The organism is Stenotrophomonas sp. YJH_SMC_8 (assembly GCF_059371315.1).
The window spans coordinates 34783-55324 of the sequence record NZ_JCAFUL010000017.1 but is presented as its reverse complement, the minus strand read 5'-3'; the positions used below and the strand labels follow the sequence as shown (position 1 = coordinate 55324).

Here is a 20542-nt window from a genome sequence, read left to right as displayed (position 1 = left end):
AGGATGGGTTCAAGCCCGGTTGGCCGCCGGGCTTTTTTTATCACGCCACACGCCCAAGCTCAGCGCGCCTCGCCATCCTCGGCGGCACCGCGCAGGCGGCGCTCGGCGCGCGCATCCAGCGCACGACGGCCTTCCTTGATGGCGTCCTGCAGCACGCCCAGGCGTACGCGCCATTCGGCCTTCAACTGCCAGTCGGCCATCCGCATCAACTCGCCGGCACGGTTGGACGCGCGCATCAGTCCGAGGTTGCTGGCCACGCCCTTGATCGCATGGGACTGCTCGCGGAACACCTCCCACTGCGCGGTTTCACCCGCCTGCTCGGCCTTGCCCATGCAGCTCGCTGCGTCCTCCAGGCACTGGCGGATGAACTCACGCTCGAACCCTTCACCCATTCCCAGTGACGCCAGCTCGTCCAGCACGCTGCTGTCGAGCACGCCATCCTGCACCGGCGCCGCGGGTCGCACGACCGGCGCAGCCATGGTCCTCAACTGGGCATTGCTGGCGATCTCGGCCAGGGTGTCGAGCAGCCGTACCGCCACCACGGGCTTGGCCAGGAATGCGTGGGCACCGGCCTGGGTGCAGCGCTGGATCGCCTCCGGCGTGACATCGGCACTGAGCACCAGCACCGGCGTGCGCGGACCACCGCCGGCCTGCATCACGCGCAGTTCCTTGAGCATGTCCAGCCCACTCATGCCCGGCATGTGCAGATCGACGATGACCGCATCGAACTCGCTGTCGGCCAATGCGTCCAGTACGGCTTCACCACCGTCGACGCACAGCACCCGGTGACCGGCCTTCTGCAGCAGGCGCTGCAGGACCATGCGGTTGGCCTCGTGGTCGTCGGCCACCAGGATCTGCATGCTGCGCACGCGCGCGCGATGACGCAGGAATGGATCGGCAAAGGCAATCACGTTCCCGCCGGGCCCCGCCTCCTCCTCGCCGGACAGGGTCGGGACCGCGCCCGGCACCATCGGCTGCGGTGGCGCGAAAGGCAGCTCGACCCAGAAGTGACTACCGCGCGGTGGGTTCTCCAGATAGCCGATGTCGCCGTCCATCGCTTCGACCAGGCCCTTGGCGATGGTCGTGCCCAGTCCCGTGCCCTCATGGCGGCGCGCCATGCTCACATCCGCCTGCTCGAAGGCATCGAACAAGCGCGCACGCATCGCCGGCGCCACGCCGATGCCGGTATCGAAAATGTCGAAGCGCAGCCGCACCGCGCCGCTGGTATCAGCATGCACCACACCGACACGGATCTCGACCTGGCCGTGGTCGGTGAACTTGACTGCGTTGCCCGCCAGGTTCAACAGGATCTGCCGCAGGTGCCCGACGTCGCCGCGCACGCGCGGTGGCACGCCGTCGGCAACCTTCACCCGGTAATCCAGGCCCTTGGCCCTGGCCTGCGGCATCAGGATCAACCCGATCGCCTGGATCACGTCGGTCACGGCGAAATCCTCGGCCACCACGCGCAGCTTGCCCGCCTCGATGGCAGAGATGTCCAGCACCTCCTCCACCAGCGCCAGCAGGCTGCGCGAAGACGCCTGGATGGTACTGAGGCACTCGCGCTGCTCATCATCCAGGCGCGTGGTCGCCAGCACTTCGGTCATACCGTTGAGGCCATTCAACGGCGTGCGGAACTCGTGGCTCATGTTGGCCAGGAAGCGGCTCTTGGCCTCGCTCGCGCGCCGGGCCTCGGCCATCGCTTCGGTCAGCTGCCGCAGCAGCGTGGAAAAGTACAGCGGCACGGCGGCCAGTCCGAGCCAGAGGCCGATGGCCAGGCGGAAATTCTGCATCCAGTACGGCGTCTGGAGCACGGTGAAGCCGAAGCTCACCATGGCCATTGCCACTGCCACGTACAGGTAGTGGTTGCCGAACCGCATGCCGTTGCCGACCGTCACCCACATCACCACGATGTAGACCCAGGCCAGCGGCTCACCCATCTGCACCATGCCGGCCGCGATCAGGCCGTAGTCGGCCAGCATGCCCAGCACGCGGCGCGCGTCGGAACGTGCCGGTCGCCACAGCAGCCACCCGAACAGCAGCAGGGAGAGGCTCAATCCGGTCAGTACGATCGCCAGCACACCCACGTACTGCCCATGCGGCAGATCGTGGCGCGGCGCCGGCAACAGCACGTAGGCAAGGATCAGGCTGATCAGGACGATACGGACAATCTGCTGGCCGTGCTCGCTGTCCTGTCGCTGGGACAGGCGCAGCCGCAGCCGCGACAACAGGCGTTTCACGCGCCCAGCCCCGGGCGTGCGGACGCCATCGAATGCTCGGCGCAGATCTGGTCCAGCTGCTCACGGCCGCGCATCAGCGCATCCACGCAGCGCGGATCGAACAATCGCCCACGCTGGGCGTACAGATAAGCCAGTGTGGCTTCCATGGTCCATGCTTCCTTGTACGGACGGGGCGAGATCAGTGCATCGAAGACGTCGGCGACAGCAACGATCCGCGCTTCCAGCGGGATCGCCTCGCCGACCAGGCCATCGGGATAGCCGCTGCCGTCATAGCGCTCGTGGTGGCGCAGCGCGATGAGCGCGCCCACCTGGATGAAACGGTTCTGGCTGCCACTCAGCAGCTCGTGGCCGATGCGCGGGTGCCGGCGCATGATCGCCAGCTCCTCGTCGTTGAGTTTGCCCTGCTTGAGAAGTACCGCATCGGGAATGGCGATCTTGCCCATGTCATGCAGCGGGGCCGCCATCTCGATCAGTTTGACGTCATCCTCGGGCAGGCCCAGCTGCTCGGCGATCAGCCCGGCTACGCGGGCCATGCGTTCGAGATAGGCACTGGTGCCGGCATCACGGAACTCGATCGCCCGGGCCAATCGCGACAGGGTTTCGCGTTCGCGCTCTTCGACCTCGTGCATGCTGGCCAACAGGCGCTGCTCCAGCGACAACGCCCGCTGCTTCACGTTCTCGGTCTGCTGGCGCAGCTGCAGCAGGTTGTAGCAGCGCGCGCGCAGTTCGCGCGGGCGGATCGGCTTGACCAGGAAATCGATCACGCCAGCTTCCAGCGCTGCCTGCCGGATCGGCTCGTCACCGACCACGGTGATCAGGATCACCGGGATGTCGCGGTGCTTGGGCAGGCGACGGAAACGACGGGCGAACTCCAGCCCGTCCATCTCCGGCATGCGGTAATCGAGCAGCAGCAGGTCGACCGGGTGCGCCTCGCACCAGGCCAATGCGGTCAGCGGATCACCGAAGTCATACACGCTCAGTTCCGGCGCGATGTCTTCGATGACGTGACGCAGCATCGTCCGCGCGGACGTCTGGTCGTCAACAATGACGATGTTCAACGCGTACTCCGCCTGGTTTCTCGACCATGCTGGATCATCAGCAGGCGAGGATACCCTGCTGCTGCGAACGCTCGCACCCTGCATCGGCCCGACTCCCGTGTCATGCGTCCCGGTTCATGATCGTCATCGCATTGTGAAGCGGACTCTCCACGATGCGTCATCCCCCTGACGCCGATCAAGCCATAACGGACGTCAAGGTAGTGCATTAACGATACGCCGAGTGCGGGAGGCGTCAAATGCGCCGTCTCGTTTCGCGACGGCGCGCACAATCAGGAGTCAGAAAAGCGACTTACTGCTCCGGACGCATGTAGGGGAACAGCAGTACGTCGCGGATCGAACTGCTGCCGGTCAGCAGCATCACCAGTCGATCGACGCCGATGCCAAGGCCACCGGTCGGCGCCATACCGTACTCCAGCGCACGGATGTAGTCGGCATCGTAGTGCATCGCCTCGTCGTCGCCGCCTTCCTTCGCGGCCACCTGGGCCTGGAAACGCTGCGCCTGGTCTTCGGGGTCGTTCAGCTCGGAGAAGCCGTTGGCCAGCTCCTTGCCGTTGACGAACAGCTCGAAGCGGTCGGTGTAGCCCGGATCGTTGTCGTTGGCACGGGCCAGCGGCGAGACCTCCACCGGGTGATCGGTGATGAAGGTCGGCTGGATCAGGGTGTGTTCGACCGTGGCTTCGAAGATCTCCAGCAGCAGCTTGCCCCAGCCGTAAGACGGCTTGACGCGGATCTTCAAGCGCTCGCAATGACGCAGCAGCGCCTCACGGTCGGTGCAGTCGGCCGCGGAGATTTCCGGGTTGTGGTGGCGCACCGCTTCATCCATGCGCCAGCGACGGAAGGCCGGGCCCAGATCGATCTTCGCGCCGTCCCATTCCACTTCGGTGCCACCGTTCACGGCCTGGGCCACGTCACGGATCACGCCTTCGGTCAGGTCCATGATTTCGTTGTACGTGGCATAGGCCTCGTACAGTTCCATCATGGTGAATTCCGGGTTGTGGCGGGTGCTGACGCCTTCATTGCGGAAGTTGCGGTTGATCTCGTACACGCGCTCCAGGCCACCCACGGTCAGGCGCTTGAGGTACAGCTCCGGCGCCACGCGCAGGTACAGGTCCAGGTCCAGCGCATTGTGGTGGGTGGTGAACGGCTTGGCCGCCGCGCCGCCGGGGATGTAATGCATCATCGGCGTCTCGACTTCCAGGAAGTCGCGGTTGTCCAGCCACGCGCGCATGGCACGGATGATCTTCGAGCGCTTGATGAACACCGCGCGCGATTCCGGGGTCACGATCAGGTCGACGTAACGCTGGCGGTAACGCTGCTCGACGTCGGCCAGGCCGTGCCACTTGTCCGGCAGCGGGCGCAGCGACTTGGTCAGCAGGCGGATCGACTCGGCCTTGACCGACAGTTCGCCGGTCTTGGTGCGGGTCAGGCCGCCTTCCACGGCGATGATGTCGCCCACGTCCCAGCCCTTGAAGGCGGTGTAGGCATCACCCAGCACGGCACCCTGCAGGAACAGCTGGATACGGCCGGACTCGTCCTGGATCTGCGCGAAACTGGCCTTGCCCATGATGCGCTTGGCCATCAGGCGGCCGGCCATCTTCACTTGGCGGCCGTTGCCTTCCAGCGCCTCGGCGGTCCAGGTTTCAGCGTTGGCAAACTCCTCCTGCAGGCGGCCGGCGAAGTCCTCGCGACGGAAGTCGTTCGGGTACGCGATGCCCTGCCCACGCAGCGTTTTGAGTTTCTCGCGGCGCTCGGCGATCAACTTGTTTTCGTCAACGGGGGGGGTATCGGTAGCTTCGCTCATGGATCTGCGGGAATCGTGTAGTGAGGGGGGATGTTGCGCCCGGCACGGCCGGCTCCACAGCATACCAAAACCGCCCTGCCCCGGCCGGGAGAGGGGTCAGATCCCTTTGCGGCGCAAAGGGATCTGACCCCGTTTGGCGATGCCCCGGTAGCTCCCAACCTTGGTTGGCGGCCCGCGTGTCGACCAAGGTCGACACCCACCAGACCGCGCGGGGCCGGCGTCACCCGTTCCCGGGGAACGCCTGCCTCAACTCGTCCACCAGCACCCGCTGGTTCTCCGAATAATCGATCGGCACCGACACCAGGTGCACCCCGCCCTCGTTGAACGCCGCCTCCAGCGTCGGGATGAACTGCTCGATGGCGGTCACCTCATGCCCCTTGCAGCCATAGGCTTCCGCGTACCTGACGAAGTCCGGGTTGCTGAAGGTCATGCCGTAGTCGGTGAAGCCATCCACCGCCTGCTTCCAGCGGATCATCCCGTAGGCGCCGTCGTTGAGGATCAGCACCACCAGGTTCAGGCCCAGCCTGCGCGCGGTCTCCAGCTCCTGGCTGTTCATCATGAACCCACCGTCGCCGCACACCGCCAGCACCCGCCGCTGCGGGTACAGGATCGAGGCCATGATCGCCGACGGCAGGCCTGCACCCATCGTCGCCAGCGCGTTGTCCAGCAGCAGCGTGTTGGCCACCTGGGTGCGGTAGTTGCGCGCAAACCAGATCTTGTACATGCCGTTGTCCAGCGCCACGATGCCGTCTGGCGGCATCACCTGGCGCACGTCATGCACCAGCCGTTGCGGAGTGAAACCGGCCTCCTCGGCACGGTCGGCCAGATGCTCGAGGATGGTCGCGCGCAACGGCAGCAGTGCGTCGGCGTTCGGCACTGCGCCTTCGATGCGGTCGGCCAGCTGGGTCAGCGAACGGCCGATATCGCCGATCACCTCCACCTGCGGGAAGTACACCTGCTCCACCGCCGCCTGCGAGTAACCGATATGGATCACGGTCGGGCCACCCGGACGCATCACGAATGGCGGCTTCTCGGTGACCTCATGGCCGATGGTCACGATCACGTCGGCCTGGTCGATGGCCATGTGCACGTAGTCGCGTTCGGTCAGCGCCGCGGTGCCCATGTAAAGGCCGGAGCCACCGGCCACCGCGCCCTTGCCCATCTGCGTGGTGAAGAACGGGATGCCGGCGCGCAGCACGAACGCCGACAGCGCCTCGCTGGACTGCGGCCGCGAGGCGGCCGAGGCGATCATCAGCAGCGGGCGCTTGGCATTGCGGATGATCTCGGCCGCGCGATCCAGCGCCTCCGGGCTGGCAATCGGCCGGTCCACCGCGTGCGGGGGAATCAGTGCCACGCCCTCGACTTCATCGGCCGCGATATCTTCCGGCAGCTCCAGCAGCACCGGTCCGGGGCGCTCTTCCTGGGCCACCCGGAACGCCTCGCGGACGATGGTCGGGATGGTACGTGCCGAGACGATCTGCCGCGCCTGCTTGGTCAGCGGCTTCATCGTGCTGACGATGTCGACGATCTGGAAGCGCGCCTGCTTGCTGGCGACGATGCCCTTCTGGCCGGTGATCATGATGACCGGCCACGCGCCAAGCAGCGCGTAGGCGGCGCCGGTGGTGAAATTGAGCGCGCCCGGACCGAGCGTGGCCAGGCACACGCCCGGCTTCCCCGTGAGGCGGCCGTAGGTGGCGGCCATGAACACCGCCGCCTGTTCGTGGCGGGTGATCACCAGCTCGATGCTGGAATGGCGGAGCGACTCGACGACGTCGAGGTTCTCTTCGCCGGGAATGCCGAAAATGCGCTCGACGCCTTCGTTCTCAAGTGCGGCGACGAGCAGGTCTGAACCCTTGGACATGGGAATGCCGTCCTTTTTTCGCTGGACTGATGGTGGATCGTTGCAGGAAGGATGGAAGCCGCGCGTCAACGCTTGTCGAACCACACCGTCTGCGCGTTGACGAACTCGCGGATGCCGAAGTGCGAGAGCTCACGACCGAAGCCGCTCTTCTTCACACCGCCGATCGGCACGCGCGGGTCGGAGGCCGAGAAGCCGTTGACGAACACGCCGCCGGTCTGCAGCCGGCGGGCCAGCTGCATGGCTCGGGCACGGTCGCCAGTCCACAGGTTGCCGCTGAGGCCGAACTCGCTCTGGTTGGCCAGTTCCACCGCATGGTCGGCGTCACGGGCGCGGCTGATCGAGGCCACCGGCCCGAAGGTCTCGGTATCGAAGGCCTGCATGCCCGGCTCCACCCCGGCCAGCACGGTGGGCGCATAGAACGCACCCGGACGATCGAGCTGGTGCCCGCCGACCAGCAGCTGCGCACCGGCGTCGACCGACGCGCGCACCTGCGCATCGAGCTGTTCAAGCAGGTCCTGGCGCGCCATCGGGCCGATGCGGTTGCCGGGGTCGCGACCGTCACCGATGGTCAGCGCCTGCACCTTCTGGCAGAACTGCGCCACGAAACGATCGTAGACCGCGTCTTCGACGATGATGCGCTTGCCGGCGATGCAGACCTGCCCGGTGTTCTGGAAACGCGAGGCCACCGCCGCATCGACGGCCGCATCAAGATCGGCATCGGCCAGCACGATGAACGGGTCGGAACCGCCCAGTTCCAGCACCACCTTCTTCAGCGCCTGCCCGGCCTGCGCAGCGATGCTGCGGCCGGCGGCCACGCTGCCGGTCAGGGTCACCGCGGCAATGCGGTCATCGGCAATCGCGCGGCTGGTGCCCTCGCGGCTGATGTTGGCGGCGATGAAGGTGCCCTCCGGCAGCCCGGCATCGCGCCAGGCCGCGTCGAGCAGCTGCGCGGTGCCGACGATGTTCTCGGCCGGCTTCAGCAGGAAACCGTTGCCGCCCATCAGGATCGGCACCGCTGCGCGCATCACCTGCCAGTACGGGAAGTTCCACGGCATGATGCCCAGCACCACGCCCAGTGGCAGGTAGGACACGTAGGCCTTGTCGTCGGGCACCTGGGTCGGTTCGTCGCGCAGGAACTGCGCGCCATGATCGGCGTACCAGTCGCACAGCACGGCGCACTTTTCGATCTCGGCCAGCGATTCGGCCTGGACCTTGCCCATTTCGGCGGTGGCCAGCGCAGCCAGTTTCTCGCGGTCACGGCGCAGTACAGCGGCCATCGCGCGCAGCACCTCGGCCCGCTGCTCCAGGCTCCTGGCGCTCCAGGCGGCAAAGCCAACCTGGCCGCGATCGAGGATGGCTTCCAGTTCGGCGTCGGTAGCGAAGGGATGGCTGGCGATCTGCTGGCCGGTGGCCGGATCGCGGGAAATGGCAGTACTGGGGGCAGCGGACATGCAGGTCTCCTGGTGTCTCGACAACGGGCGGCTGCCCGTCTCCTGCACAGGAATGTGGACCCGATTGATGAACGCAACAAGGCGTCTGCTTATCCTGTGACCTGCACTTACCTGCCTGAATGGGGTTGGTCGGCAGGGCTGCGCCTGGGTACGCCCCATCGCATGCGCGCTACCGCTCCCACGCTTCGCTGCGCGAACCGCGGGCCCCACTTACCAGCTCCCAGCCCCCCGCCGCCTCGCGGCCGCCCCCTGACTCAGGGGGCTCTGCCCCAGACGCTAATCGGTCGCCACAGTAGATTCACGCCATGCGTGGATGAATCTGATCGGAATCAAATATCTCAAATCGAAAACCATCCACGCATGGCGTGGATCTACTGGCCGCCGGCCAACTGTCGAAGGCGGGGTGGGTCCGGTTGCGGGAGTGTCCGCGGCATGGATGCCGCGGCCAAGCCCCCATGGATGGGTTTACGGCGTCTCCCGCAACCGGACCCACCCCGCCATCCCACGGAATGCACGCTGTTGCCGTTGCCTTGGCTTGAGGCCTCTGCGGGTGCAGGGCGCAGCCCTGCCGACCAACCTACCTACGCGGCAGGTAAGTAACCAAGGAAAGGTCGTGCCGGCTCTCCGGCACCAGCGCCACGTACTGCAGGTCCAGCAACCCGCGCGTGGGATGGTTCAACTTCTTCGCACCTTCATCGAACCGCCGCACATCGTGTTCCGGCCACCACTGGCGGAACTCCTCGCTATGCGCCGCGATATCCTCCACCAGCGCCAGGAACGGCGCCTTGTCCGGCGCCTGTGCCATCGCCGCGCGGAAGCCGGCCAGCAGGCCGCGGGTCATTTCTTCCCAGTTGAGGATCAGCGTGCGGTACGGCGGGTACAGGAACATCAGCCGCAGCGTGTTGCGCTCATGCGGTGCCAGCTGGCTGTAGTCCACGAACAGGTCGGCGATGGCCGGGTTCCAGGCCAGGATGTCGAAACGGGTATTGCGCACGTAAGCCGGGATCGGCTGCATCGCCTCCACCAGCTGGCGCAGCCCGTCGGTCACGCTCTCGTCCGGTGATTCCAGCGGCACGCCGTAACCGGACAGCGCGAACGCATAGGCGCGCTCGTCATCGCTCATGCGCAGCACCTGCGCCAGCCGCTCCAGCACCTCGGGCGAGGCGCGCACTTCACGGCCCTGCTCGATCCAGGTGTACCAGCTGACGCTGACCCCGATGGCCAGGGCGACTTCCTCGCGCTTCAGTCCCGGGGTCCGCCGGCGCCCGGCCGGCAGGCCGAGGGTGGCAGGGTCGACACGGGCGCGGCAGGCCTTGAGGAAGCCGCCGAGTTCCTTGCGTTCACTTTCGCTGCGCATCATCGCTACCGCCGTGCCCGTTGTAGCGTCGAGCCATGCTCGACGCATCTGCTACTGCGCCAACAGCAGCCGAGCATGGGCTCGGCTCTACAGAACGCGTGATCGGCCACCCTCGGCGTTGCGCACGAGGGTGACCATATCCGCGCAGGCGCGTCGATCAGGCATCGACGCGCTTGGAGCCTACGGCGAGGCCGGCCTTCAGGCTGGCCTCGACGAACTCGTCCAGGTCGCCGTCGAGCACCTTCTGCGTATCCGAGCGTTCGATGCCGGTACGCAGGTCCTTGATGCGGCTCTGGTCCAGCACGTAGTTGCGGATCTGGCTGCCCCAGCCGATGTCGGACTTGGTGGCTTCCACCGCGTCCTTCTCGGCGTTGCGCTTCTGGATCTCCAGCTCGTACAGCTTGGCGGCCAGCATCTTCATCGCGTTGTCGCGGTTCTGGTGCTGGCTGCGGCCGGTCTGGCACGCCACAACGATGTTGGTCGGGATGTGGGTGATACGCACCGCCGACTCGGTCTTGTTCACGTGCTGGCCACCGGCACCGGACGAGCGGTACACGTCGGTCCGCAGGTCGGCCGGGTTGATGGTGATGTCGATGTTGTCATCGATTTCCGGCGACACGAACACCGAGGTGAAGCTGGTGTGGCGGCGGTTGTCCGAGTCGAACGGCGACTTGCGCACCAGGCGGTGCACGCCGGTCTCGGTCTTCAGCCAGCCATAGGCATAGTCGCCTTCCACGCGCAGCGTGGCCGACTTGATGCCAGCGACGTCACCACCGGAAACTTCCATCAGCTCGGTCTTCCAGCCGCGCGATTCACACCAGCGCAGGTACATGCGCAGCAGGATCTCGGCCCAGTCCTGGGCTTCGGTGCCACCGGCACCGGCCTGGATGTCGACGAACGCCGCCGCATTGTCCATTTCGCCGGAGAACATGCGCTGGAATTCCAGCTTCTCGACGTGCGCCTGGTGCTTGTCCAGGTCGGCGACCACGGCCAGTGCGGTGTCCTCGTCCTGCTCGGATTCGGCCAGTTCCAGCAGTTCGGTGGCGTCGGTCAGGCCGTCCAGCACCGAGGCGATGCCGCCCACGGTCTTTTCCAGACTGGAACGCTCGCGGCCCAGGTTCTGGGCGTACTCGGCGTTGTTCCAGACGTCGGGACTTTCCAGCTCCCGCGTTACTTCTTCAAGACGCTCTTTCTTGGCGTCGTAGTCAAAGATACCCCCGAAGCGACAGCACGCGATCGGTCAGATCGGTGATGCGCTGGCGGACAGGATTCAGTTCGATCATGTCGGCGGTTATGCATTCAAAAGATGACTGGTAATGATAGCGCAGGCCGGGGGTGCCCGGAATGAGGGACCAGGCCTGCCGCTGGGAGCCAACCACTGGTAGACCCGCCGCTGTAGAGTCGACTGCCAGTTGACTGCTTTTCATTCAGGTTGCGGTGGAGCCCGCGCTGCGCGCGATAGTCGACTAACAGTCGACTCTACCCGCGCCTGTCGCGCCCGCGCCCGCCCCGCCCAGCGCCTGCCGCAGCACCGGCAGCTGCCGCCGGCTGCACGGCACCTTGGCCCCGTCGGCCATGTGCAGCAGGGCCTCGCCGCCGTCCAGCGGCTCGATCGAGCGCAGCTGGCCGCGATGGATCAGCCAGCTGCGGTGAGGGCGCAGGAACATTGCGGGATCCAACCGCTGCTCCAGCACCGCCATGGTGATCCGCAGCGGATAGTCATGTCCGCGCACCCGCAGGTTCACGTAATTGCCCGCCGCCTGGGCGTACTCCACGTCTGCGGTGGCCACCAGGAACTCCTTGCCCAGCTTGCGCACCAGGAAGTGCTGGGGGCGCTCGACCGCCGCGACCGGTGGACCGTCGTCGGGCTCGGCCAGCAGGTGTGCTTCACCCTGCCGCTGGCGACCGAACCAGGCCACGGCGTGCACGGCGATCACCAGCAGGCTGTAGGTCTGCACGTCCTTGAAGAATTCGTAGAACCATTGCGTCGGCCAGTCGCCGTAGGTGTAGTGCTGCCCGACCAGGCTGAAAGCCAGCTTGCGCAGCAGCACCATGGCGCTGACGTGCAGCAGCCACCAGCCGATGCCGCCCAGCACGTAGAAGCCGATGCGGCGCTTCCACGTGTCTGCGTGCAACGGCCAGCGGCGAGCCGCCGCATGCAGAAGCGCCAGCAGCCCCAGGCTTGCCAGCGCGCTGCTGAACTCCTCGATCGAGATCGCCCCAGCGGAAAAGGACTGCCTGTCGCGCAACGCCCGCATCCACTGTGCCAGCACGTTTCCTGCGGCCGTGCCCAGGAACAGCAATGACCAGAACAGGGCGGTCAGTCCACGACGCGGCGGTGGCTCGGCAACAGGGGCGGACAACGCCGCCGGATCTCCATTTTCCATGCTGACATTGTTGCCCATCCGGCCCCGCTCGCACCGGCCATTGGTCCCAGCAGCCCCACCACTGGCCCCTGAACGGCCGCCATCGCGCCCCATCCACTGGCATCCGGGCCTCGGCTGGCGGAGCGTGCAGCTTCCTCCTGATGCCTGCAGCCCATGCACCGTCGCCACGATCTGGACACCCTGCGCATCGCCGCCTTCGCCCTGCTGATCCTCTACCATGCCGCCATGGCCTACGTGGCCGGCTGGGATTTCCATCTCAAGAGCGCCTACACCGCCGAATGGCTGCAGTGGCCGATGATCGCGCTGAACCGGTGGCGCATGCCGCTGCTGTTCGCCATCAGCGGTATCGCGCTGGGACTTTCCCTGCCCGGCCAGGGCCGGCTGCAGCACACCCTCCGCCGCTGCTGGCGCCTGCTGCTGCCGCTGCTGTTCGGCATCGTCGCCGTTTTGTCCCTGCAGGCCTACTACGAAGCTCTGGACAAGGGCGACGTGGTACCCGGGCTGGCCCGGTTCCTGTGGCGCTACTGGCAGTTCCAGCCATGGCCGGGGGCGCACTTCAGTGGTGCTGCCTACGGCTTCACCTGGAACCACCTGTGGTACCTCGCGTACCTGCTGCCCTACACCGTGCTGGCGGTGGTGCTGGCCTGCGTGCTGCGACCGCTGCGCGGTGCGCTGCCGCGCTGGCAGCCGAGCGACCGTCTACTGGGAATCGTGCTGCTGGTGCTGCCGGTGGCCTGGTTGGCCTGGGCACTGCTGGTGTTGATGCCGCGCTGGCCACCCACCCACGCCCTGCTGGACGACGTCTACGTGCATGCCGAGTCGCTGCCATTGTTCCTCGGCGGTTTCCTTGCCGCGCGCTGGCAGCGCGGCTGGGATCTGCTGGTACGCGGGCGCCGTGTGACCCTGGTCCTGGCGGTGCTGGGCCTGTGCCTGGAGCTGGGCATCCGCGCACTGTCCCGCCTGCCACATGTGGGCGATCTGGATGCCTGGGTGCTGGCCCTGCCCTGGGCCCAGACCGAACGCGTTGGCCGCGCGCTCTATACCTGGTGCATGCTGCTGACGCTGTTCGGCTGGGCGCGCGTATTGCTGGACCGTCCCTGGCCAGGCCTGGCCTACTGCCGCGAGGCGGTGTTCAGCTGGTACATCCTCCACCAGACCGTGCTGATCGTCCTGCTGTACGCGCTGCGACCGATGCAGCTTGGTCCGTGGCTTGAACCCGCCCTGCTGGTGGCCGGCACCATTGGCGGCTGCCTGCTGATCCACGAACTGCTGATCCGTCGCGTGCGCTGGTTGCGCCCCTTGTTCGGCCTGCGCAACGACGCATCATCGCTGCCCGTGGCACGTGTTGCGCCGGTGTAGGGCCGAGTCCACACTCGGCTGCCTTGGCGCGGTTCTACCTGGCCCGCTTACAAACGGATGATGAGGACAACGGATGTTCCAGACCCACTGGCACCTGTGGCTGCAGCAGACTTTTGACGCCGGCTGGATGCTGGCGCTGATGCAGTTCATCAGCCTGCTCGGCTACGAAATGGCCTACACCGCGCTGATCCTGCTCTGCGCGTTCGGCGCACGAATGCGCGCCGGCCTGTGCGTGATGCTGGCGGTACTGCTGATGGCCTGCGCCACCCACGCGATCAAGCAGGGTGCCGCCCTGCCCCGTCCATCGGACGTGGATGCACGCGTGCTGGACAAAGGGGTGCCGTCGCACCCGTTCGTGGTCGATGGCGGAGGGCACACGTTCTGGTCCCTGCCCGATGCCCGAGCCACCGCGATGTTGCGCGTGCAGCCGGATGCCGACTATGGCTTCAACAGTGGACACGTGGGCGTGGCCACCGCCGCCTGCATGGGCCTGCTGCTGGCGTTCGGCATCCGCCGCCGCTGGCTGCGCTGGGCATTGGTGTTCGGCTGGCCATTGCTGATGGCGGTGTCACGGATGTACCTGGGCCGGCACTTCCTGGCCGACGTGCTGGCCGGCTGGCTGGTCGGCATCGGTGTTGCGTTGCTGGCGTGGCAGTTGATGCCAGACATGCGCTCAAACCAGCGTTGGCAGCTGCCGGTCCTGCTGGGGCTGGGCGTGCTGATGGCCTGGGCGGCGGCAACCACCCGCTTCGTTCCGGTGGGTGAAGCCGGTCGACTGCTCGCACTGGGCCTGCTGGTGGCGTGGCTGCAATGGCGTGGCTGGCCGATGGATCCGCAGGGTATCGTGCAGCGGATACTGCGCGTGTTGGGCGTGGTGCTGATCTACCTGCTGGTGCGGCCGTTGATCGACTGGCTTGCCGGAACTGCGGCGCTGCCGGAGGTACCGGCGACCGAGCTGCTGTGGCAGACCGTCGGCACGCTGTTGATCCTCGGCGGCGGCGTAGCGCTGGCGCGGTGGATTCCGCGCCAGCGCCTTCCGGCAGTCGAAGACGTGCAGTAGATCCGCGCCATGCGTGGACAGGCCATCCCCCGGCTGTGCAGCCGCCGGGCATGGCCCAGCGCTACCGGACCTCGAACTCGCCCACCAGCACGGTTTCGGCGCGGTCCTTCAACCGCATCGTCACCATCTGGTCCTTCTGCTTCGGCGTGCCCCAGTGGGTGGTCAGGCGCAGCATCAACGTCGTCGCCCCGGTCACCAGCTGCTGGCGGCTGCCGAAGTAGTTCGCCTCCACCTTGTACTTGCCCGGCTTGGCGTTGCGCAGCGAGAACTGCTCGGGACCATAGCCGCCGGTGAAGTCCTGTGACATCTGCCCGCCCTGGTAGGTCAGGCGGTTGCCGTAGTAGGCGCGCTCGCCGTTCGGGTCGGTCACCCACAGGTCCATGTCGCTGTTGTCGGCATCCCACGACAGCACCACGCGCAGGTCCAGCGGCATCGCCTGCAGCAGGCGCGGGTCGATGCTGGTGGTATCCAGGCGCGGCGTGCTGCGGGCCACCAGGTTGGTCAGCTCATCCAGCGCGATCAGGGCGATGCCATCGAAGCGGCTGTCCCACGGCCGCACCACCACCTGGTACAGCGGCGCCAGCGCCTGCTGCGGCTTGCCGGCCGCTGCCAGTGCAAGGCCCAGGTCGCGGAAGCTCTGCGGTTCTTCCTGGCCCATCGCCAGCACCTGCTCGAACACCGGCACCGCCAGTGCGGGGGCGTCAGCCTGCATCAGGCGGTAGCCGAGCACGCGCAGCAGGTGGCGGTTGTCCAGATCCATCTCGGCCAGGTTCGACAGCACCCGCAGCGCCAGGTCGCGTTGGCCTTGCTCCAGCAGCAGGTCGGCCACGTCGAGGAAGAATGCGCTGCTGTCGGCGTGGGCATCGCGCTCGGCCAGATAGCGGTCATACAGTTGCGACGCCGGCCCCTGGCGCATGCGCCGGGCGACGGCCGAATCCGGCTGCCATGCCGCCAGCTGGATACCGAGCTCGCCCTCGTTGGCGGCAGCGGGTGTGGCGACAAGGCTGCCGGTGACCGTGATCAGATCCAGCGCCTTGTTGGATGCAGACGCCGAGCGACGTGCACGCGCGCTGCTGGCTTCCATGCGTTGCTCCGCTGCCGCCATCGGCGCGGGGGCAGGCGGAGCGGCAGGTGCGGGCGCGGCGAGCATCGCCACCGGCGCCGATTCCATCGCATGGTCCGCAGAAGCCACTTCCAGTGCCCCGCCCTTCGCCTGCGGCGCCATTCCCTTCGGCCAGCTGCGGTTCCACCACTGCTGGCGCTCCTTCCAGCGTGCCGCCACTTCATCCAGGCCCTGGCGATCTGCCGCGGCGCGATCCGCCACCTGCACTGCGAATCGTGCATCGTATTCGGTGCGAAGCGTGCCAGACGGACGGATCGCATAGCGCAGGTAGTCCTCCAGGGTCTCCAGCACGATCAGCGAGGTATCCGGCCCCACCAGGCCAAACTGCTGGGACAGGCGCTGCATGGCCTCGCGGTTGCCACGACGGTCGATCGCCAGCTGCTGCAGGCGCGCCTGCGCCCAAAGGCCGGACAGCAGTTCGCCGTCATTGCTTTTCTGCGTCGCCGGCAGCGCTTCCCACTCGCCGCCGCCCACGCGCACCCGCATCGGCACGCCGTCGGCGGCCAGTCGTGCGTGCAGCCACAGCCAGCCCTGGGCCTCACTGCGACGATCGATCACCACGTCCTGAACGCCACGACCCGCATCAACCTGCACGTCCAACGACGACGACAGCAACGCGCTGGCAGCCGCCCCCACATCCTTGCCCAGCGCGACGAAGCGACCGCCATGGGATTCGCTCCAGCCACGCAGGCGCGTGCTGTCGGTGCGGGCACCGGCGCTGCTGACCGCGAACAGACGCTGCTCCGGTGCGAGTGCTGGCAATGCCTCCGGCCCATAGGTCAGCAGACCATCGCTGAGCAGCAGGTATTCCTTCACACTCGGCTGCGGCTGCCACTGGGCCAGCGCGCTGGCACCGTCCGGGCGCACCGCCTGCAGTGCCGCGCGCAGCTCGCCCCAGTTGCCTGCGCGGATACGGAAGCGCCGTACCGGTTCGGCGCGGTCGCGCAGCACGGTCAGTGCCACCGTGCCGTCACCCATTGCGGCGAAGTACCGATCAAGCAGGGCGAACTCACGCGTGCGGTCACGCTGGCCCGCTGAGCCGGAGCCATCCCACAGCAACCCGACCTCGCTGGGCAGCGTGCGTGGCGTAGGGCTGACCGGCACGGGCAGCTGCGCCAGCAGGTAGTGGCCGTCCTGCCAGGGCGCCACGTGAACCTGTGCCTGACGTGCTGCGGGCAGGCTCCACTGCAGCTGCGCCGGCAGCTGCGCGCCCTTGCCCTGCCAGTGCAGCTGGCCCGCGCTGATGCGGAACGGCGTCTTTCCTGCGTTGGCCGTGATGGGGGCCTGCAGCTTCAGTTCAACCGAGGCTGCACCGGCTGCGAACTGCAGCGGCAGCGTCCACTGCCAACCTTCGCCGGCGAAGGCCAACGGCTCGCGGATCACCAGCTGCACGCGCCGGCTGCCGCCGGCCGGCAGCGGATAGATGCGCAGCCGGAACTGGTTGCCGGCGGTCTGTTCCAGCAGGCCCGGATCAACGCCACGGCGGGCAATCTCCTCGAACACCTGGCGGCCACGGTCCTTGGGCACCGGCACGGCGTCGCGCAGCTCGCCGTTGATATCCAGAGCGAAGCCGGAGATCTGTTGGCCATCGGCCAGCGGGAACTGCAGCTCGCCCTCCAGCACGCGCCGGTTCGGGTTGTGGAATTCCAGTGTGATCCGGGTCTGGGCAACGCCTGCCTGCACGTCGCCTTCAATGCGTGCGCGCTGCAGCTGCACCGGTTGTTCGGCGGCGGGCGCGATCAGCAGCGGCGTGGTGGCCTGCGGCCGGGAGATCCGTGGCGACTGCGCGCCAGCGGGCCAGGCCACGAGGGCCAGCAACAACACAGTGCAGCATCGGGCGAAGACCATGACCGGACTCCAGTGGGATCGTGGACCTTTGAACGCACGGACAGCCGGAACGGGGTTGGACGATGCACAGCTTTTCTTTGCCCCCACCCACAGGCACCATGCCCCACTCTCCCACACGCGCAAGGATGCCGATGCGATTCCCGCTGGTTTTCGCCTTGCTGGCCCTGGCCTGCCCATTGGCCACCCGCGCTGCAGCACCGCCCAAGCGCCTGTATTTCCAGCACCATGACTGGGTCGTAGCCTGCGACAACATGCTGACCTGCCGCGCCGCCGGCTATGCCCCCGACGATGGCAGCCCCCTGAGCGTGCTGCTCACCCGCAACGGCGGTCCTGCCCAGGCCATCCAGGGTCGCCTGTCGCTGCAGCCGGAAGAAGGCCAGCCCCAGCCCAAGGGCGCGTTGCACCTTCGCATCCAGCGGCAGGACCTGGGCGTCCTGGCTCCCGCCAAGGGCGAAGGCACGCACAGCTTGAATCCCGCGCAGACCAGTGCGTTGCTGTCCGCATTGGTGCGCGACGGTGGGATCATCGTGATCGATGCCGCAGGCCACCGCTGGCCGCTGTCGGACAAGGGGGCCGCAGCGGTGCTGCTGAAGATGGATGAGTACCAGGGCCGTCTCGGCACACCCGGCGCAGTGATGCGCAAGGGCAGCACGCCGGAATCCAGCGTCCCGGCAGCACTCCCGGTGCCCGTGGTACGCAAGGCCGCAACCTTGGACTCGCCTCCGGACGATCCCGCGTTTGCGCGGCTGGCCGCCTCACCCGCGCTTCGTGCGGCGCTGCGTGCCACGCTGAAGGACAACAGCTGCGAAGGACTGCTGGAGACCGACGCCGAGGTTCCGCTCAGCAACGCCCCGCTGCAGATCCAGCGCCTGGACGCGCAGCATGTGCTGGTCACTGTCCCGTGCTGGCGCGCGGCCTACAACACCGGCGACGGCTACTGGGTCGCCCGCCCTCAGGCACCGTTCCAGGCGCAGTGGGTAACCAGCGATGCGATTGATTACGCCGACGGCCAGATCATTGCCGCGCAGAAGGGCCGCGGCCTCGCTGACTGTATTTCGCAGGCAACCTGGACGTGGAACGGCACAGCCTTCGTCGCCACCTCGGAGGTGGCAGCCGGCCTGTGCCGGGGCGTGCCCGGCGGCACCTGGGAACTGCCAACCCTGGTGACCGAGGTCCGCTGATCCCCTCCGTCCCCTTTCTCATGCGGGGAGGCTGTGCTCGACGATCAGCTGGATGGCGCTGCCGCCGCGGTAGTCGTCGCAGGCCAGGCGGTAGGCAAGATGCACGTGGCGGCCCGGCGCGTTGCCGTGCCAGCCGCCGAAGTGGATCGCGTTGATCGTGCCGGGTACGCCTGGCAGGCGCAGTTCCAGCTTGAGGTGGCGTTCCTTCAGCACGCGCCAGTTGGCCACTTCGAAGTGGCCGTCGAACAGCGGCTCGGGGAAGCCTTGGCCCCACGGTCCAGCAAGACGCAGCGCATCGGCGTGGCGATGGTCGAGTTCGTCCGCCGCCAGTTCGCCGTCGCTGAGTACCTGCTGCTGCAGCGCGGCCGGGTCGAGCATTTCCAGCACCACGGCGACGAAGGCGGCCTTGAAGTCATCGACGTGATCGAGGCGCAGGCTGAGGCCGGCCGCCATGGCGTGGCCGCCGAAGCGTTCGATCAAGCCCGGATGGCGCGCATCGACCAATGCCAGTGCGTCACGGATATGCAGGCCGGGAATGGAGCGCGCCGAGCCACGCAGGGTGTCGGCACCGGGTTCGGCCGGCGCGAAGGCGATCACCGGGCGATGCAGGCGGTCCTTCATCTTCGACGCGACCAGGCCGACCACCCCAGGATGCCAGTCGGCATCGAACAGGCAGGCCGCCACCGGCCGTTGCCCGGCCATATCCAGCACCACGCGGGTCAGCGCCTGCTCGGCGTCGTCGGTCATCGACTGCTGCACGGCGCGGCGTTCCGAATTGATCTGTTCCAGCGTCTGCGCGATCTCGCGCGCCTGGCGCGGGTCTTCGGTCAGCAGCAGCGCGATGCCCAGCGCCATGTCCTCCAGGCGGCCCGCAGCATTCAGGCGTGGGCCCAGGGCGAAGCCGATGTCGGTGGCGGTCAGTCGCGCGGCGTCACGGCCACTGGCCTCGATCAGGGCACGCAGGCCGATGCAGCCCTGCCCTGCACGCAACCGACGCAGGCCCGCGCTGACCAGCGCACGGTTGTTCGGGTCCAGCGCCACCAGATCGGCGACGGTGCCAACCGCCACCAGGTCCAGCAACGTGGTCAGGTCCGGGCCCTTGCCATCGGCGAAGACGCCGGCCTCGCGCATCTGACGGCGCAATGCCATCAGCACGTAGAAGATCACGCCAACGCCGGCCAGCGATTTGCTGGGGAACGCATCACCGTCCAGGTTCGGATCGACGATGACATCGGCCGGCGGCAACTGCGGACCGGGAAGATGATGGTCGGTGACCAGCACCTGCCAGCCGCGCGCCTTGGCTGCGATTACGCCGGCATGGCAGGCGATGCCGTGGTCGACGGTGACCAGCAGGTCCGGCTGCAGCGCGGCCAGTTCCTCCACCAGCGACGGCGACAGGCCGTAGCCATGCACCATGCGGTTCGGCACCGCGTGGAAGACATGCCGTGCGCCGAGCATGCGCAGGCCACGCACGCCGACCGCACAGGCGGTGGCGCCATCGCAATCGAAATCGCCGACCACCAGGATGCGCTTGTCGTTGGCGATGGCCTCGACCAGCAGGCCCACTGCATCGTCGATGCCGGTCAGCAACTCGGGAGCGTGCAGATTGCCCAGTTTCGGCTGCGCCAGCTCCGGTGTGCCCGCACCCCGGCTGGCATAGAGACGCGCCAGCAGCGGCAGCGTGCCCTCCGGCCAACTGCCGGGCGCAACCGCATCGCGGCGGCGGATCATCGGCGTATCAGAAGACGGCTGCACAGCATCGGCGGCAAGGGACATCGGCATCGCCGGGTGACGGAAGACCCGGGCATGATACCCCGCC

General features: G+C 67.3%; 14 protein-coding genes. 3 read left to right on the top strand and 11 right to left on the bottom strand.

Features of this window, described 5'->3' with window-relative positions; genetic code table 11:
- Positions 1-59: 59 nt before the first annotated feature.
- The 9 genes from AC5P88_RS17550 to AC5P88_RS17510 all read right to left on the bottom strand — a co-directional run bounded on the left by AC5P88_RS17550 (position 60) and on the right by AC5P88_RS17510 (position 12152).
- A complete protein-coding gene (locus AC5P88_RS17550) occupies positions 60-2237 on the bottom strand; it encodes a response regulator (protein ID WP_495225624.1) in 2178 nt (725 codons plus the stop codon).
- The gene (gene rpfG, locus AC5P88_RS17545) at positions 2234-3379 is read right to left on the bottom strand and encodes a cyclic di-GMP phosphodiesterase response regulator RpfG (RefSeq protein ID WP_106550808.1); all 1146 of its coding nucleotides are present in this window, start codon (positions 3377-3379) and stop codon (positions 2234-2236) included. The genes AC5P88_RS17550 and rpfG overlap by 4 nt, the downstream gene beginning before the upstream one ends.
- Positions 3380-3584: 205 nt before the next feature.
- Positions 3585-5096: a lysine--tRNA ligase gene (gene lysS, locus AC5P88_RS17540; protein WP_106550809.1), complete on the bottom strand. Its 1512-nt coding sequence runs from the start codon at positions 5094-5096 to the stop codon at positions 3585-3587.
- Between the two features lie 220 nt (positions 5097-5316).
- Positions 5317-6957 (bottom strand): acetolactate synthase large subunit, encoded by a 1641-nt coding sequence (locus tag AC5P88_RS17535; RefSeq protein ID WP_286075781.1) that lies wholly within the window; start codon positions 6955-6957, stop codon positions 5317-5319.
- Positions 6958-7022: 65 nt separating this feature from the next.
- On the bottom strand, positions 7023-8408 hold the full coding sequence (locus tag AC5P88_RS17530) for an NAD-dependent succinate-semialdehyde dehydrogenase (RefSeq protein WP_495225622.1): 1386 nt from the start codon (positions 8406-8408) through the stop codon (positions 7023-7025).
- A 577-nt stretch (positions 8409-8985) separates the two neighbouring features.
- Positions 8986-9768, bottom strand: coding sequence for a helix-turn-helix transcriptional regulator (locus AC5P88_RS17525; protein WP_021204557.1), 783 nt, complete (start codon positions 9766-9768; stop codon positions 8986-8988).
- A gap of 154 nt (positions 9769-9922) precedes the next feature.
- Positions 9923-11048 (bottom strand): peptide chain release factor 2 gene (gene prfB, locus AC5P88_RS17520; RefSeq protein WP_099551678.1). Its coding sequence is split into 2 segments (ribosomal slippage): positions 9923-10972 and positions 10974-11048, totalling 1125 coding nucleotides; the frame shifts between segments, so codons are not numbered across the junction.
- On the bottom strand, positions 10971-11192 hold the full coding sequence (locus tag AC5P88_RS17515) for a hypothetical protein (protein ID WP_495225631.1): 222 nt from the start codon (positions 11190-11192) through the stop codon (positions 10971-10973). Before AC5P88_RS17515 ends, prfB begins: the two co-directional genes overlap by 78 nt.
- Positions 11193-11231: 39 nt before the next feature.
- A complete protein-coding gene (locus tag AC5P88_RS17510; protein WP_428993035.1) occupies positions 11232-12152 on the bottom strand; it encodes a LytTR family DNA-binding domain-containing protein in 921 nt (306 codons plus the stop codon).
- 153 nt (positions 12153-12305) lie between these two features.
- Here AC5P88_RS17510 and AC5P88_RS17505 point away from each other — a divergent pair, with 153 nt between their 5' ends.
- Both AC5P88_RS17505 and AC5P88_RS17500 read left to right on the top strand, forming a co-directional pair.
- Complete coding sequence (locus tag AC5P88_RS17505) at positions 12306-13511, top strand: acyltransferase family protein (RefSeq protein WP_495225621.1); 1206 nt, start codon at positions 12306-12308, stop codon at positions 13509-13511.
- A 73-nt stretch (positions 13512-13584) separates the two neighbouring features.
- A complete protein-coding gene (locus tag AC5P88_RS17500) occupies positions 13585-14571 on the top strand; it encodes a phosphatase PAP2 family protein (RefSeq protein ID WP_495225620.1) in 987 nt (328 codons plus the stop codon).
- A gap of 61 nt (positions 14572-14632) precedes the next feature.
- On the opposite strand, the gene AC5P88_RS17495 is transcribed toward AC5P88_RS17500, so the two are convergent.
- On the bottom strand, positions 14633-17542 hold the full coding sequence (locus tag AC5P88_RS17495) for a DUF2135 domain-containing protein (protein WP_495225619.1): 2910 nt from the start codon (positions 17540-17542) through the stop codon (positions 14633-14635).
- Positions 17543-17673: 131 nt separating this feature from the next.
- Between AC5P88_RS17495 and AC5P88_RS17490 the strand changes: the two genes are divergently transcribed.
- On the top strand, positions 17674-18723 hold the full coding sequence (locus tag AC5P88_RS17490; RefSeq protein WP_495225618.1) for a DUF1176 domain-containing protein: 1050 nt from the start codon (positions 17674-17676) through the stop codon (positions 18721-18723).
- An 18-nt stretch (positions 18724-18741) separates the two neighbouring features.
- Here the strand turns inward: AC5P88_RS17490 and recJ are convergent, their stop codons facing one another.
- The gene (recJ, locus tag AC5P88_RS17485; RefSeq protein ID WP_495225617.1) at positions 18742-20499 is read right to left on the bottom strand and encodes a single-stranded-DNA-specific exonuclease RecJ; all 1758 of its coding nucleotides are present in this window, start codon (positions 20497-20499) and stop codon (positions 18742-18744) included.
- Positions 20500-20542: the final 43 nt, after the last annotated feature.